13 protein-coding genes and 1 CRISPR repeat array are annotated in these 16,649 nt (G+C 45.3%); of the genes, 10 read left to right on the top strand and 3 right to left on the bottom strand.

From position 1 onward, the window contains the following. The first annotated feature begins 79 nt into the window (after positions 1-79). The 3 genes from H7708_RS03355 to H7708_RS03345 all read left to right on the top strand — a co-directional run bounded on the left by H7708_RS03355 (position 80) and on the right by H7708_RS03345 (position 4,339). Positions 80-1,330 (top strand): MFS transporter, encoded by a 1,251-nt coding sequence (locus tag H7708_RS03355; protein ID WP_223669056.1) that lies wholly within the window; start codon positions 80-82, stop codon positions 1,328-1,330. Further along, on the top strand, positions 1,323-1,967 hold the full coding sequence (locus H7708_RS03350) for a helix-turn-helix transcriptional regulator (protein WP_223669055.1): 645 nt from the start codon (positions 1,323-1,325) through the stop codon (positions 1,965-1,967). Before H7708_RS03355 ends, H7708_RS03350 begins: the two co-directional genes overlap by 8 nt. Before the next feature lie 125 nt (positions 1,968-2,092). After that, positions 2,093-4,339 carry a M3 family metallopeptidase gene (locus H7708_RS03345; protein ID WP_223669054.1) on the top strand — a complete coding sequence of 749 codons (2,247 nt, stop codon included), beginning with the start codon at positions 2,093-2,095 and terminating at the stop codon, positions 4,337-4,339. Positions 4,340-4,424: 85 nt separating this feature from the next. Then, a CRISPR array of direct repeats spans positions 4,425-5,384; the repeat unit is 36 nt; unit sequence GTTGCGGATTGAGCACGTTTCCTAAGTTGCTATAAT. A gap of 72 nt (positions 5,385-5,456) precedes the next feature. Here H7708_RS03345 and cas2 read toward each other — a convergent pair. Genes cas2 through cas9 form a run of 3 tightly spaced genes read right to left on the bottom strand, consistent with a single transcriptional unit; the run spans position 5,457 to position 9,944 of the window. After that, entirely contained in the window at positions 5,457-5,795 is a 339-nt protein-coding gene (gene cas2, locus H7708_RS03340; protein WP_223669053.1) for a CRISPR-associated endonuclease Cas2, read from the bottom strand. Between the two features lie 30 nt (positions 5,796-5,825). Beyond that, entirely contained in the window at positions 5,826-6,722 is an 897-nt protein-coding gene (gene cas1 / locus H7708_RS03335; RefSeq protein WP_223669052.1) for a type II CRISPR-associated endonuclease Cas1, read from the bottom strand. Continuing rightward, complete coding sequence (gene cas9, locus H7708_RS03330; RefSeq protein ID WP_223669051.1) at positions 6,723-9,944, bottom strand: type II CRISPR RNA-guided endonuclease Cas9; 3,222 nt, start codon at positions 9,942-9,944, stop codon at positions 6,723-6,725. It lies immediately after the preceding gene. Between the two features lie 682 nt (positions 9,945-10,626). On the opposite strand from cas9, the gene H7708_RS03325 reads away from it, so the two are divergent. The 7 genes from H7708_RS03325 (at position 10,627) to H7708_RS03295 (ending at position 16,646) form a co-directional block, all read left to right on the top strand. Continuing rightward, positions 10,627-11,790, top strand: a complete 1,164-nt coding sequence (locus tag H7708_RS03325; protein ID WP_223669050.1) for a GNAT family N-acetyltransferase — start codon at positions 10,627-10,629, stop codon at positions 11,788-11,790. Positions 11,791-11,869: 79 nt separating this feature from the next. Further along, positions 11,870-12,307, top strand: a complete 438-nt coding sequence (locus H7708_RS03320) for an SRPBCC family protein (RefSeq protein ID WP_223669049.1) — start codon at positions 11,870-11,872, stop codon at positions 12,305-12,307. A 26-nt stretch (positions 12,308-12,333) separates the two neighbouring features. After that, on the top strand, positions 12,334-12,936 hold the full coding sequence (locus H7708_RS03315) for a DUF502 domain-containing protein (protein ID WP_223669048.1): 603 nt from the start codon (positions 12,334-12,336) through the stop codon (positions 12,934-12,936). Between the two features lie 168 nt (positions 12,937-13,104). Then, entirely contained in the window at positions 13,105-14,682 is a 1,578-nt protein-coding gene (locus tag H7708_RS03310; RefSeq protein ID WP_223669047.1) for a SulP family inorganic anion transporter, read from the top strand. Positions 14,683-14,689: 7 nt separating this feature from the next. Then, positions 14,690-15,676, top strand: coding sequence for a serine/threonine protein kinase (locus H7708_RS03305; RefSeq protein WP_223669046.1), 987 nt, complete (start codon positions 14,690-14,692; stop codon positions 15,674-15,676). A gap of 106 nt (positions 15,677-15,782) precedes the next feature. Next, positions 15,783-16,313, top strand: a complete 531-nt coding sequence (locus H7708_RS03300) for a C40 family peptidase (RefSeq protein WP_223669045.1) — start codon at positions 15,783-15,785, stop codon at positions 16,311-16,313. A gap of 24 nt (positions 16,314-16,337) precedes the next feature. Then, a complete protein-coding gene (locus H7708_RS03295) occupies positions 16,338-16,646 on the top strand; it encodes a GIY-YIG nuclease family protein (protein ID WP_223669044.1) in 309 nt (102 codons plus the stop codon). The last annotated feature ends 3 nt before the right edge of the window (positions 16,647-16,649 follow it).

Genomic DNA, 16,649 nt, shown 5'->3' with positions numbered 1-16,649 from the left:
TTATATAAAGCAAATGGTTTATTAATTCGTGGTCCTTCCGGATAATATGCTTGTCGCGTAAAAAGAAAGTGAACTTAAGATGACAAAACAAAAAGCGGTTTGGGTATTAATCAGCGTTATGTTGCTGTCGGTGCTGGGCACTGCCGGGATTGCGTTGCCATACCCTGTGTTAGCACCTTATTTTCTCGATGCACCACCGAATGATTTAACACACTTTATGGGGATTCATCCTAAGATCCTGCTAGGCTTTTCCTTAGCGTTTTATCCTCTGGGCTTGCTTATCGGGAATATTTTTGTGGGGGCTTTGTCCGATAGTTATGGTCGCCGCAAGGTGTTGCTTATTACCTTGTTTGGCAGTGGTGTTGGTTATTTATTAACGGCGTTCGCGGTCATTTATGAGTCCTTTATTGGGTTTACTCTGGCCCGACTCTTGACTGGAGTATGTGAAGGGAACATGTCGATTGCGCGAGCTATTGCAGCAGAGTTGCATCCCCATATTGAGCGTACCAAAGCCATATCCATGACCTATGCAGCGACTTATTCTGGCTGGTTAATTGGTCCTGTGATTGGTGGTTTCTTAGTGGTATATGGCGTGTCTACGGTATTTCTTTTTGCCGCACTGGGGATTGGTGTTGCTTTTGCACTGGTATTTTTCACGATTGAACGTCGCCAACAGAGAAGCGATACGCAACCGATACCGTTTTGGCAGATCATTAAACGCAATAACTCCCTGACGTTATTAAAAAATCGTCAAATTCTGCCGATTTTCTGGTTTTACTTTTTGTACTCTATGGGGCTCAATGCCTTTTATGATTTTTATCCGGTGTGGTTTGTTGATTATCTTGATGCAAATAGCCAAACCATCGCCTGGGCAACAGTTGCACTGACGGCGTGCATGATCATTGTCAGCAGTTTGTGGGTTGGTAGGCTCAATGCGCGCTTTGGCGAGATTAGCCTGATGGTGGTTGGTGGCGCCTTGTTAAGTCTTGCTTTAATAATTCAGCCATTTGCCGGCAAGGGCTTGGTTTTCATCATTTTTGGATGCATTGGTGTAGTCATTGCCATTGCAAACGGCATGGTGCCGACGTATTTGTCGACGTATTTCGGTCATCTCGGGCAGGGTAAGGTTATGGGGCTGCAAACCTCCACATTTTGTGTGACCAACGTCATTATTGCCAGCTTAGGTGGACCTTTGAGCATTCTCAGTTCGCGCTGGGTTATATTAACAGGCGCGGTACTGGTGCTGGCCTCGGTAGTGGTGATGTTAATGACGCGGCAGCAACAGCAAGTCATGATGAACAGTCATCAGGAGGAGGTGTCAGGTGCCTGATAACAATATGGATAAGAGTAACTCGGAGCGCATATTGTATTTATTAAAGACCCGTGGCGAGCAGACCGCAACGGTGCTGGGCGAACTGTTGGGTATAACCATGATGGGAGCTCGGCAGTTGCTATTGTCGCTTGAGGAGCAACAGCTGGTCTTCAGCCGCAAAAAAGCACAGGGGAGAGGACGTCCCAAGTTATTCTGGTCGCTGACCGATAAAGGACATAGCCGTTTCCCCGATCGTCACGCTGATTTAACGCTCAGTTTAATCACCGGTATCCAGCAGACTCTGGGCGGGGAAGCCATGGAACAGCTGATCGCGGTTCGAGAAAAGCAGTCATTACAAGATTATCAGAAACATTTAAAGCAACACCAAAACCTCAAAGATAAAGTCATCGCTTTAGCCGATATACGCAGTCAGGAAGGGTATATGGCGAGCATGGAAGAAGACGAGGAGGGGTATTTGCTGGTTGAAAACCACTGTCCCATCTGCGCCGCAGCTCAGGCATGCCAGGGTTTTTGTCGTTCCGAGCTGGAAGTCTTTAAGCAATGCTTACAGGCTGATGTCGAACGGGTCGAGTATATGCTCGAAGGCGCCAGGCGTTGCGCTTACCGAATCAAGCCGCTAACCCAGAGGGCATAATGCTCTCTGTTGAATTTTGTTACATTTTCATCGGTCTTCCTGTTTGTTGCTCCTTGCCTATTTGATATAGACCACGTATAAAAGATCAGTTGCGAGCCTTAATGATAAACAAGATAGGTAACTATATGAGAAAACTAACCCTTGGGGCAGCTATTGTATCGGCTTTATTGGCCGTCGGCTGTAATGATAGTGACGATAAGCAAGTTACAGCGACTGAAGAAGTACAAGCTGCACAAACAGAGCAGACAGATACTGCAGAAAAAACTGCAGATAAGGTAACCGAAGAAAGTAAAGAAGCGAGTGCGGACGGCACTAACCCTTTCTTCCAGGAGTGGGACACGCCATACGGCATGCCTCCATTCGATAAAATTAAGGACGAACACTTTGCGCCAGCTTATGAAAAAGCCATAGCTGAGGCGCGCTCGGAAGTTGACAGCATCGTCAATAACCCAGATGAGCCGACTTTTGAAAATACCATTGAGGCGCTTGAATACAGTGGTCGTTTATTAACCAAAGTTTCCAGCGTTTTCTATAACCTGACTTCTGCTAATACCAACCCTGAGTTACAGAAGATTCAGAAGGACATTGGTCCGAAACTATCCGCTTTTCGTGATGATATGAATCTTAATGCGGACTTATTCAAGCGTGTTGAAGCCGTGTATGAGCAGCGTGATGAGCTCGGTTTGCGCGAAGACCAGATGCGTCTATTGGAAGAAAAATATAAGTCATTCGTTCGCGGTGGTGCCAAGCTTAATGATGAGGAGAAGCAACAGTTACGTGAGCTTAATAAAGAAATGACGGAACTGGCGTTAGCTTTCTCTGAAAATGTGCTGGCTGAGACCAATAACTGGGAAATGGTTATTGATAACAAAGATGACCTGGCCGGTTTACCGCAGGGCTTAATTGATGCGGCAGCAGATACCGCTGAGAAGCGTGGCCATGAAGGCAAGTGGGTCTTTACCACACACCGCCCGAGTAAGACGCCTTTCCTGATGTACTCGACCAACCGTGAATTACGCGAGAAAATGTATCATGGCTATACACACCGTGGTGACAACGACAATGCGCATGACAATAAAGAAAATGCTGCAAAATTAGCACAACTTCGTGCCAAAAAAGCACAGTTATTAGGTTATGACACTCACGCAGACTTTGTTCTGGAAGAGCGTACGGCGAAGAATGCTGAGAATGTTTATAACTTGTTGAATCAAGTATGGCCGGCAGCTCTGGAGCAAGCGAAAGCTGAACGTGCTCTGATGCAGGAAATGATCGAGAACGAAGGCGGAGACTTTAAATTAAAGGCTTCAGACTGGCGTTACTATGCGGAAAAAATCCGTAATGAAAAATATTCATTAGACGAAGCGGCAGTTAAGCCATACTTCTCACTGGAAAGCACTTTACAGGGCGTGTTCTATACGGCGAATAAGCTATTCGGTATGAACTTTAAAGAGCGCTTTGACCTGCCGAAATACCATGAAGATGTGCGTACCTTCGAAGTGACTGACGAGAATGGTGAGTTGATCGGTATTTATCTGACTGACCACTATGTCCGTGACGGTAAGCGTGGTGGCGCCTGGATGAACTCTTACCGTAAGCAGTTTGTCACAGAAGATGGTGAATTCGTTAAACCAATTATCGTTAATGTCCTGAATTACCCACGCCCAGTCGGCGATGAGCCAACTTTGTTGACGTTTGATCAGGCCAGCACCTTGTTCCATGAGTTCGGTCACGCGGCACACGGCCTCTTGTCAGATGGTGTCTACCCGTCGCAAACGGGTACTTCAGTACCTCGCGACTTCGTAGAATTCCCATCACAGGTACTAGAAAACTGGATGCTGGAACCAGAGGTATTGGCGAAGTTTGCTAAGCATTACAAAACGGGTGAAGTCATCCCACAAGAGATGATCGACAAGATCCAGGCAGCTTCTAAGTTCAATCAGGGCTTTGCCACTACCGAGTATATGGCTGCTGCATTGTTAGATATGGCATGGCATACACTGGACGGTAAGGACCTGAAAGATACTGACGCCTTTGAGAAAGCGACACTCGATGAGCTGGGACTTATCCCTGAGATAGCGCCACGTTATCGTTCGACTTACTTTAACCACATCTTCTCAAGTGCCAGCGGCGGCTATTCAGCGGGCTACTATAGCTATATCTGGTCTGAAATTTTCGCTGCCGATGCCTATCAGGCATTCCGTGAGAATGGCATCTTTGATAAGGAAACAGCGGATAAGTACGTTGAGTTCATCTTATCGAAGGGTGGCACTCAGGATCCGCTGGAACTGTACAAGAAATTCCGCGGTAAAGAAGCTGATCCAAAGTATTTAATGATCAGCCGTGGCTTGATTGATGAACAAGATGTTGAATAAATCAACTTTGAAATGATGCAAAGCCACCCTCGGGTGGCTTTTTTAATACTTAAAATACAAGAGGTAGATAACTTCTTAGCGGCTGGTTGCGAATTGAGCACGTTTCCTAAGTTGCTATAATTGTATTTTGTTGAGCAATTTGCACGTTGTTGTTGCGGATTGAGCACGTTTCCTAAGTTGCTATAATTACGCAACTCGTGATAGCCCAAATGCAGTAGTTGCGGATTGAGCACGTTTCCTAAGTTGCTATAATTCACGGGCGGCGCAGCGTTAACGCGTGGCAGTTGCGGATTGAGCACGTTTCCTAAGTTGCTATAATTTGATCGCCATAAACCCGATGAACTGGCCCGTTGCGGATTGAGCACGTTTCCTAAGTTGCTATAATCGCGTATGGTGCCTGAAACAGATCCAGACAGTTGCGGATTGAGCACGTTTCCTAAGTTGCTATAATACTGGAATAAAATTAGATCTGACTTCCCTGGTTGCGGATTGAGCACGTTTCCTAAGTTGCTATAATAAACTTCAATTGAACTTAAGCGGTACGGTCGTTGCGGATTGAGCACGTTTCCTAAGTTGCTATAATTTCGAGCGGGCCAACAAACCAGACTGCCTTGTTGCGGATTGAGCACGTTTCCTAAGTTGCTATAATTGGATCTCCTAAATTACGCTACGACAGAAGGTTGCGGATTGAGCACGTTTCCTAAGTTGCTATAATATCATTGCTGTTGACTAGTTCGTAATTGTGGTTGCGGATTGAGCACGTTTCCTAAGTTGCTATAATTTCGGACAACTGAGTAAGACGCCTTCGCGCGTTGCGGATTGAGCACGTTTCCTAAGTTGCTATAATGTTAACTTCGCTCATTATCCCGTCCATGATGTTGCGGATTGAGCACGTTTCCTAAGTTGCTATAATATCATAGGGTAAAGCCTTTCGCCTATTGGCGTTGCGGATTGAGCACGTTTCCTAAGTTGCTATAATGGCAAAAAGATAAATACCTGGGAAGGTAGTGTTGCGGATTGAGCACGTTTCCTAAGTTGCTATAATAGAACGTCGCTAAGCCTTTGAAAGGAAAGAGAAAAACAGGCTGGCTTCACGAAAAAAGTTAAGCGGACGCGCTTAAAATAGGTGGAGCTGGTCTGTTTTTTTACAAGTTTCGGGGCTGTTACCATAGTAGGCCTTGATGTTTTCATATTGCTTGTCGGTTATGGTAATGATCTGAACTTTACCCGATTCGGGCAGTTGATCGGCTATTTTATCTTCAAACCGCTCAACGCGTTCTTTGCTCGAGACCAGTCGGAAATATACTGAATATTGCGACATATCAAAACCACAGTCGAGCAGGTAATTTCTAAAGCGGGTATATTCTTTGCGATCTGCCTTGGTCATGGTTGGCAAATCAAACATCACCATCATCCACATAAATTTATAACCACTAATGTACCTTACCGGTGACATGGCTACTCCTTTTTGCTAGCGGACTGTTTATTATATAACCAATTCTGGAATCTGCAAACTAACTTCTTTATTATCAAGGCTTTGTACTACTGACTGAGCCAGTTTCTGCATCGAAGTGTTGACGGTTGTGGTTTCTTCGTTTAGCGTGACATCGGCCTGAAGGACTTTTGTTAACGCTGCTTTATTGCTTGGGGTGAGTGTATCTACTAAATCCATTGTTTGAATGGTTAAGTCGATTAATGGGCGATAGATCTCCATTAGGTCGTCAGCCAGGCAGAAGGGATTATTGATATTCTGATGGTGGAGTCCAAGGCTTGGGTTAAGCCCCGCAGCAACAATGGCTCTGGCGCAGGCGGCTCTTAAAATGGTGTAGCCATAGTTTAAAGCACTGTTTTCGACATCACTGGATCGTGGCCTGCGCCTAAAGTCGCTGCCCATTAATGACTGCCAGTAAATTCTGGAGGCTTGAGCTTCACAGTTATCAGGATCACCTGAACGAACTTTATTGCTTAAACGTTTTAGCCGTAATGTCTCCGCTGACTGGGCCGGATCGCAGTAGTCCAAAACTCGATACTGATTAAAAATTTTGGCTTTTACCAGCCGTTGCCAAAGTCTTTTCTTGAGCGGTTGAGAAGCATCAATTTGAAGATGAATCACTTTATTGGACTGGTGATGAACCGAATAGGGCAGAGTAATGGATATGGGGTGGTAATTTGTACCGCATGTGATTATCGGGATGCCGTGCTCTGCCAGTTTGACTATAATCTGCTTGGAAAGAGTGGCTTGTTCGGCGCTGAGTACAAGGCAGTTCAGTTCGTCAATAATAACTCGACCGAGTTCCTCCTTGTCATCCATCACAAGGAGAAAGCCACGGTAGAGCTTTAAATAGCGCCCGTTCTGAGCAATTTCCAGTACATTCCAGCGCATTTATTGTTTTAACCGGTTAACTTTGTGATTTTGGAAAACGGTATTTATTGATATGAAGTTTCGGCCATCGTTAGTGGCTTTAAGGTTAGGGCGAAGATCAAACTTATTTGCAAAAGCGTGGTATCCAGCTAATCTCATCACCTCTATTTCTCCTGTCTCCAAATTTGTCAGTCTAATATTATCGTCCTTATAAAGTCGCATTAGACGCTTAGCTGCGGGATGGCTTCGTCCTTGTTTATCCGTAGGGCGTTTAGGGTGTCTGTCATATTGTTTTATTTCGGCATAAGGTACGAAAGCCCCTTCGTATTTATAGAGCCATTTCCCCGTCTTGGGATCTTTCTTTGTTGGGATTTGCCAGACATCACAATAAGCATAGCCGTTGAGACCATAGCCTTTGTACGGAGCACTTGGTATTGGTTTAACGCTGTTATTCGGTACGTTTATTCTTAGTTTCTTAATGCCGGTTTTATCGGAGTACTCCTGTAGCGTCTTTTCAAACGCTTTCTGGTTTTTAAAGTGCGCTTTTAACTGCTTAGTAAACCCACGGATGGACTGAACATCGAAATCAATGCCTTCCCCATCAGTCAGATAATCCAGCAGTTGTTCTCCCTGATACTTTCCTCGAATACGGAAGACCTCTTCCCAGCTTAAACTGCCGACCGCTTTACGGGTTATACACCATTGGTTTCCATCTTCATCGTGTTCGATGCCATAAGCGGTATCATTAAACATGGAGCCCTGCTCGGTATGATCGGGCTTATAGGAGGCGTAAACGTTATCCAGAGCCTGCATAAGTTGCTCTTTAAGGTGGGGTATATCATCAACACGGTGTTTAACGAAGTGATATAAATTGCGTTCACTTTGCTCATGTTTGGAGCGTCTGGTGCCAAGCTGTTGTATTAAGCGCCTTGAGGTTAAGCCGACCACAAAGGCATCAACAATATGGTGTCGGTGATCGTCACGATAATGGCCTGTTTCTTTATCCTTAAAGTGATTTAACTGCCAAACGTCGCGTAAAACCGCCGTTAGACGCCCGTTTACCCGAATAACGTCGCTACAAATACAGTTTAAATATTGGGCTGCTTTACGGGTAATATATTTGGTGTCATTGATCTGGCGCTCAATCATGGTGCCTTTTTCTTCGCCATAGAAGTTTTCATAAGCATCTTCTTTAAAGCGTTCGAATTTAGGCCCCTGCCCAAAGCTGGCTAAAGCTCGCTTTAAAATGGCTTGGTACTCTTCGCCACTAAATGCTTCTGCCGGCGTTTTGTTGCCTTTTCGATTATTAACGTTCTTAAACGCCAGGGTTTTATTGACCATACCATCGTCATAACAACGGCTAAAAGGCACGATATGCTCAATTTCTACTTCACCGTTCATGAGTTGGCGAGCGCTAATCGTCCTACCTGTAAAAATACAGTGTCTAGCACCTTGTTTTCCCAGCTCTTCCCACAGTTTTACTTTTTGAAAGTCCTCGCGGTGCGGGTGATCAATATCGTACTCTTCTTTTAAGAATTTACGGATTTCGTCATTTTTCTTTTTGTTTTTGGACTGCGCCTGTTCAATACGCTTGCGGGCTTCTTTTGAGTTTTTGAGGTCGCGGGTAAGCTCAATGTGGATTTTGCCCGGCGTTTGCCCCATTTTCTCGATGACTTGATTAACCACCACCCTAAGTTGGTTTAGGGCAACGTGTACCGTTGGATTGGCAATTTTCCCATGCAGATAAGCGTCCTCATCACGTTCATCCGGACTTTTATTTTTATCAATTTCAGGGTGATCTCCCCAGACGGATTCTGGCATGGCGACACCGTAGTAGGGGAGTTTGTCGTATGTATTGGGTTTTATAAAACTATGATGAAATTTTTCTCCTTTGTCATCTTCAATCCGAGCTACGGCATCTGAATAGACTAATCCTGTGCTTTTTAATACTGGGTTAATTTGTTCCATAAACTTTCTGGATACTGATGCTGTGTCACGTTTAAATCTGTAGCCACAGAGTTTAGATACCTGCTCTTCGCTCAAAGCTGGGAGTTCGTTTTTTAACCAGATTTTTAGTTCAGGAGTTTCTACTACGACATCTTTGTCGTTAACCTTTTTCAAAGGCTCGATTAAATAGTGAATAATGTCATTTAGTTGTTTTTCTGGTAATTCATCTGCCAGTTTGCCCAAATACTCGGGTTTTCGCAGATCACACATGACCTTATTGCCATATAGCTTTCCTGAGCGGCTTTTGACATCAAGATTAAAAGTCGCATCGCTGGGGAAATAAGGTGAGCCGTGTTCATCTTTCAGTTTCAATATGCCTTTAAAGCTGAGAGTCTTCTTGACGTTTAATTCATCATAAAGCGCCAGCCTTTGCCGTTCATCAAGTTCATGGTCAATGCCTTTGGAAACATACTTTAGAGCATTCACTTCCTGATAAATACGAAATTGATGGCTAATCGGTAGGTCGATATGTGCGCGGGTTTCTTCTGGATAGAAGCGGCATTTACCTTTAGGAACGGGTTTTAAGGGGTATTGCCAGAAAGCAGTTTCATACAAGGCATCCCACTGCTCATCGGTTAGATGGTGGTTTCCTTGAACTTCACGAATTCGAGCAAATTCGTCTTTGTACATTTTTCGATCGGCATAGAACTCAGTTTCACCCCCTCTAAAGCGAACGACCTTTTGCTCGATAGGGCGCTTTTTTTGGGCCAGTTTATGATTATTCTGAAGTTTGGCGTATAAGTATTCACCCAGCGTATTATCGCCAAGCTCCTGACGTAGTTCTTTAATTTTATTTTTGTAATCGGATTCTTCCGAATCCCCGGCCAGCCTGTTGGACTTAAAGCCACGACGTCTGCCTATGTGAAAAATGGCTCTCGCCAAAGTTTCTTTATCGACTTTGCTGTTAACTGCCTTATGGCGTGCGTCATAAGGGCATATTTCGTCGAATACTTTTTTCCGTGACTGCTCGTTGGCAGGGAGTAAGCCAAATTCAATAAGTTCTTTGACTAAACGCCTGACACGGTTTTGTCCTCGGTCACGTGTGCGGCGGATACCACGAGCGATACGACGGCTAACGGCAAGCGGTTCTTTGGTTTTAGGATCGCGACCATCAGAAAATATTCTGACACCTAAATCAATAAGATCGGTAGGCAGGATGTCTTCATCAAGCGTAAAAACAGTATAGCCGATAGAAGAGGTTCCAAGGTCTAGCGAGAGCAAATATGGTTGTGCCATGGTGGTTCCCTTTTATGGTTTTTTATTGACATTACCAATTTGGAGCGGTACTGTCTAGTTTGTGACGACGGTCACAAATAGCAACTTAGGAAACGTGTTTTATAATCTGTTAACAAGTTTTAGAACACAAAATAGATAACCCAGCTACGGCTGGGTTACTTGTATCTGGGGCAAATTAAAGTTTGTTTTTTTTACTGAACAAGTTCAATAATTGTCTCTTTAGCATATAGTCGCTTTTGCATCAAAAAAGGGTCACTTTAGCGGTGACCCTTTTGTTTTTGTGAGGGCTCTCACCATTTCTCGTGCATATTCATTGCATGCCTGCATTTTATAAATAAAACTAATCCGAAAGGTTAAAAAATATCCTGTGAAAATGTCTTAAAACTGTCATAGAGAAGGCATATAATTCATCACGTGGCAAACACTTACGGTCGAAATCTTAAAGGAGAAGATGATGAGCGAGTATATCGAAAGTGCATTAGTAGCTGTAATTGCTGTCGTGGTTGTTTCAGCGCTAGTAATCACACTGTTCTAGTTTCATTAAAAAGTACTTGTTAGTTTAGGTTTATTACCCAAATATTCCTATCCAGGCCCGAACGTTATCCACCAACGTTCGGGCTTTATTCTATCTATTGTTGTTGGTTACAATCAGGATACTCTCAATTAATTGATCAGCCAGCCTTTGTCTCAACCAATAACTTTAAAGCCTGCCTTATCCATCAATGAAATAGATGCCAAAGATTGGCAGGACTTATTGAGCGCTGGTGACTCTGCTGATGCCGACCACCCTTTTGTCCAACACGCATTTTTAAAAGCATTGGAAGATTCTGCTTCTGTGGGGGCCGAATCAGGCTGGCAGCCATGCCACCTGGCCTTTTATCGTGATGACAAGCTGGTAGCAGTAATGCCTAATTATATTAAAGGTCACTCATACGGCGAGTATGTGTTTGACTGGACCTGGGCCGATGCATTTCAGCGCAATGGCCTTGAGTATTATCCAAAAGCTCTGACCGCTGTCCCAATGACGCCCGTAACCGGTCCCAGGCTTATCAGCTCCCTCCAGTCTCTGGAGCGGGCGGCATTGATACAGGCTGCGGTTCAGTGGTCTGAACAAAATCATCTCAGCAGCTGGCACGTTAACTTTATTACACCAGAGGAATACTCTGACTTTTCATGCGAGCAGATGCTGGAGCGTTGGGATATTCAGTTTCATTGGCACAATCAGGAGTACGGCTCTTTTGATGACTTTCTGAGCCACCTTAAAGCTAAGAAGCGTAAGAATATCTTGCGGGAGCGTCGTCCTTTTCTAGAGGATGAGTCAGAGCAGGGATGGCAGTTCTGCTGGCTCAATGGACATACGGCTTCTACTGAGGACTGGCAGTTGTTCTATCGGATGTATCGTAATACGTTCGATAGGAAAGGGGGCTGGGCTCAGCTCTCGGTTAGGTTCTTTGAGCAGTGTGCTCGGGCCATGCCTGAGCAGACGTTATTGTTATTGGCCAAATATCGGGGCAAGGTTATCGCTGGTGCCTTTTTTATGCGCTCGCAGGATGCACTGTTTGGACGTTACTGGGGGTGTACGGAAGAGGTTGAGTTTCTGCACTTTGAAACCTGTTATTACCGCGGTATCGAGTACGCCATCAAGCATGGCCTGAAGCGTTTTGAGCCGGGCGCACAGGGAGAGCATAAACTGGCCAGAGGTTTTTTGCCTGTTAAGACCCATTCACGTCATTACGTATTTCATCCGGAGTTTAGAGCAGCGATTGCTGGGGCTTTGCAAGAAGAAGACCGCTGGTTACAACTTCGCTGGAAGGACTACTTCGATCATTCTCCCTACAAGTCATAGACAGGGTTTTCACTAGGATTTGCCGGGTAACCGTTATAGACTGGTAGCAGCCGAGTGTCTTGAAAACTAAGGAGTTATGATGGAATATCAGTTGGATATTGTTATCAATAAGCCGCTTTCAGAGGTCGTAGAATTATTTACAAACGTGGATAATCTAAAAAAATGGCAGCCGGAGATGGTGGCTTTTGAACATTTGAGTGGCGAGCTGGGTCAGGTCGGTTGCCAAAACAAGTTGGTTTACCTTATGGGCAAGCGGGAGTTGTCAATGATTGAGACCATTACCGAACAGCATTTACCTGAGCGACTGTCTGCAACTTATGAGACGGATGGTGTGGTTAATACGGTTGAGAATGAATTTAAGGCGGTGGGTGCTGAACAAACCTATTGGGCGACAAAGAACCACTTCAGGTTTACCAGTTTGGGAATGAAGCTGATGGGTTTTTTTATGAAAAAAGCATTTCCCAATCAGACACGACACTATATGCAGCAGTTTAAAAACTTCGCCGAACAATCATAAAGAGCAACGAAGAGTATAAGGGCTATATGAAAACTCTCAGTAAAATATTCTTGCAGGGCTTATTTGCGATCCTGCCCATCGTTTTAACCATAGCCATTATCGTGTGGCTGGTGTCGACGCTGGAAACTTATTTAAGCAAGCTATTGTTGCTGTTTATGCCAGAGAGCATGTATTGGCCGGGGTTGGGGTTAATACTGGGCATTTTACTGATCTTTGGTTTGGGGCTATTGATTAAGTTTTACCTGGGACAGCTGATTCTTCGTGGCTTGGATCAGTTGATGGAGCGAATCCCGGTGGTGAGCGTAGTCTATAACGCGCTAAATGACATGGTGCGTTTTTTATCACCGTCGAAAAAAGAGGAGCTGCAAAAAACGGTACTGGTTGAGGTTCAGGAGGGCGCTGAGGTGATTGGTTTTGTCACCAGTGACGATATCAGATTAGGCGAACGTTCGGACTTGATCGCTGTGTATATTCCTCTGAGTTACCAAATTGGTGGTTTTACACTGTTTATGGACAAGGATAAGGTTAAAGAGCTGGATATGGCACCGAGCGAAGCCATGAAGAAGGTGTTAACAGCGGCAATGGCTAGCGAAAAGGAACAACGAAACGTGGTGCCGGATAACAATTGAGTGTGGGCGTGTTTCTTGCGAAGGCCGTTATCGTTTGAGAATAATGGGCCTTTTCTGTAGAATGCGCGCCTCCATAGGTCAGCTGACCTGGAGCTTGTTGACCTTTTATAAAGGCTCAACAAGATCTAACCTCCCGTTCTGGGACAATTTTCCTGTTTAGGCGAAAAGATGATTGATTTGATAGTGAATAAGACATCGAGTCTGAAAAACGACTTGTTGTCCGGATTGACTGTGGCGCTGGCGCTGGTGCCAGAAGCCGTGGCTTTTGCATTTGTGGCTGGCGTGGAGCCATTGGTTGGTTTGTACGCTGCTTTTATGGTGGGTTTGATTACGTCAGTATTTGGCGGTCGACCGGGTATGATTTCCGGTGCAACCGGCGCCTTAGCTGTGGTTATGGTCGCTCTAGTGGCGGATCATGGTGTCGAATACCTCTTTGCTACAGTCGTGCTGATGGGGATTATTCAGATGCTGGCCGGTTGGATGAAGCTGGGCAAGCTGATCCGTATGGTACCGCATCCTGTGATGCTGGGTTTTGTTAATGGCCTGGCAATCCTGATTTTCCTGTCGCAGCTAAAACAGTTTGGCGTGCGTGGTGAAGAAGGTTGGTTGCACGGTACTTTTCTTGAGGACAGTAGTATCGACGTGGCCTGGATTGAGGGCTCTGATTTATGGATTATGTTTGGCCTGGTGCTGTTGACCATGTTCATCATCTACATTATGCCAAAAATTACCAAAGCCATTCCTGCAGGATTAGTGGCAATTGTTTCAGTATCCTTTATTGCCTATGCCATGGCGACTTATGGCGGTGTGGATACGGTGACGGTTGGCGATAATGACAAAATTGGCGGTGGCTTCCCTGAGTTCCATATTCCGAGCGTGCCTATGACGCTGGAAACGCTATGGATTATTTTGCCTTATTCCCTGATTCTGGCCGCGATTGGTTTGATCGAGTCCTTGCTGTGCTTGCGTCTGATTGATGAAATTACCGAAACACGGGGCCAGGGCAACCGTGAGTGTTTTGCGCAAGGTTTAGCCAATACGGCGACGGGTTTCTTTGGCGGTATGGGCGGTTGCGCCATGATCGGTCAGAGTTTGATTAACGTCAACTCTGGTGGTCGTGGGCGTACATCGGGAATCGTGGCTGCATTGGCCTTATTATGCTTTATTTTGTTCGCGTCGAGCTGGATTGAACAAATTCCGGTGGCGGCGCTCATTGGCGTGATGTTTATTGTGGTTATAGGTACCTTCGAGTGGGCCAGTTTCCGTATTATGCGTAAAGTGCCGGGGCCAGATGCTTTGGTTTTGGTCATTGTGACTGTGACCACGGTCGTTACTGACTTGGCCATGGCGGTCATCGTTGGTGTGATTGTGTCAGCATTAGTCTTCGCCTGGACCAGTGCCAAGCGTGTGCGTGTTCGTCGTACTGAAAAAGACGGCAAGGCGTTCTACACAGTGCGTGGGCCCTTGTTCTTTGGCTCGACCACACACTTCGCCGAACAGTTCTCGGCACGTACGGATTTGGATGAAGTGTATGTGGACTTCGAAAATTCGCGGGTCTGGGACCATTCAGGGATCGAGGTGATCGATTCATTGGCGATGCGTTATGAGCGCGCCGGTAAAAAGCTGCACTTATTGCACTTAAGCCCAGACTGTACCAAACTACTAAAGAAAGCGGGTAATCTGGTGGAAAAGAATGCTGCCGAGGACCCTCGCTACTTTGTTGCTGATGATGAGCTAGGCGGTTAATAGACTAATGCCTCAAGAAAACCCTTTCGAACAACTGACGCCGGACTTTATCCTTGATGCCGTTGAGTCGAGAGGGTTTTATTCTGATGGGCGAGTTCTCGCCCTCAATAGCTATGAAAATCGTGTCCTGCAGATTGGGCTGGAAGAAGAAGCTCCGCTAATCGCTAAGTTCTATCGCCCTAAGCGCTGGACGAAAGAACAAATTCTGGAAGAGCATAACTTTTGCTTTGAACTCGTTGAGCAGGAATTGCCGGTGGTTGCCCCAATGAAAACGCAGGGCGAGAGCTTGTTCGAGTATCAGGGCTATTACTGTGCCTTATTCGAGCGCAAAGGTGGACATGCTCCAGAGCTGGATAATCTCGATAATTTATTTACTTTGGGCCGATTTTTAGGTCGCATCCATGGGGTGGGGCAGGCAAAGGATTATTCGTTGCGCCCGGCCTTAACTCCAAAGACCTACGGGCATGACAGTATTGAGTACATTATAGAATACGCCCTGCCGGCTGAAGTCAGGATGCCTTATGAAACGCTGGTTCGTGATTTAATGCAGCTAGTTGACGAGTTATGGCAGAGAGCTGGCGAACAGCGCTTTATTCGGGTGCATGGCGATTGCCATATTGGCAATATTTTGTGGCGTGACGACAACCCACACTTCGTCGATCTGGATGACTCGAGAATGGCCCCTGCTATTCAGGACATCTGGATGCTGTTATCTGGAGATCGAGAGCAGCAGCAGAAACAGCTGCTTGAGGTGCTTGAGGGTTATCAGGAGTTTTGTGACTTCAATACTCGAGAACTACAGATGATAGAGTGTTTGCGAACCTTGCGGATGATTTATCACAGTGCCTGGCTCGCTCGTCGTTGGCATGACCCTGCATTTAAATATGCCTTTCCGTATTTCGGTAGCGTGCAGTACTGGCAGGAGCAAATACTGGATTTGCGGATGCAATTTGCCGAGTTACAGGAAGCGCCGCTGAGTTTACCGAATTATTGACGAGCTTACTGTAGGAAGGTCTCAGTAAGCTCGTCATCCTCGCGGGAATGATGTGTTTTAAACCCTGTTTAGTGTAAATTCAGTTTTCTCGTGCTAGTCTTAGAGCATGCAGATTAAACACTTCCATAACATTTATTATTGCTGCCTACTGGTAACGGCTGTTGCGTTACTATCCAGTTGTGCGACCTCACAAAAAAGCAAAACAAGGCATGGTATAACCAAGAGTGGTAGTTCCGAATATAGTGATGATAAAGGAATAAGGATTGCACAAATCGCACAATCCATGGTGGGTATAAAGTATCGCTATGGAGGCAGCAGTCCTGGCGAAGGATTTGATTGCAGTGGCCTGGTCTATTACTCTCACTCCAAAGTTGGCGAACGGGTTCCACGAGTTTCCTATGCGCAGTTAGCCGCTTCTGATGAAGTTGATAGTGATGATTTAAGGCCGGGAGATTTACTCTTTTATCGTATTAATGGTAAAGCCTCACATGTCGGTATTTATATTGGACAAGGACAGTTTGTTCATGCACCATCTAGCGGCAAGAAAGTCAGGGTGAGCTCAATGGCGAATGTCTATTTTAAGCCACGCTTGATTCGAGCTGGACGCTTATACAGCGATGAAGGCAGGAAAGAGTAACCTCTAACCATAAACTGGAGTTTTATGATCTCGGAAGAGTTGGAAGAGAAAGAATGGTGGTATTTATACATCTTACGATGTAAAGATGAAACGCTATATACAGGGATTACTACTGATCTGGAACGTCGGTTTGAGGAACATCAGTCGAATGGTCCGCGCTGTGCCAAATATTTGCGTGGGCGACAACCTTTAACCATGATTTATCATACTGAATTTAAAAGTAAGTCACTGGCTTTAAAGGCCGAGTTAAAAGTTAAAAAGCTAACCGCGAGCCAGAAGAAGTTATTGGCTTCTGGGCAATTAGTGATCAATGAAATTGCTGAAACTCATTAAACG

Origin of the sequence: Kangiella shandongensis (assembly GCF_020005365.1) — a bacterium.
GTDB lineage: Bacteria > Pseudomonadota > Gammaproteobacteria > Enterobacterales > Kangiellaceae > Kangiella > Kangiella shandongensis.
The sequence above is the reverse complement of the archived record's forward strand: the minus strand, read 5'-3'. Positions and strand labels throughout refer to the sequence as shown.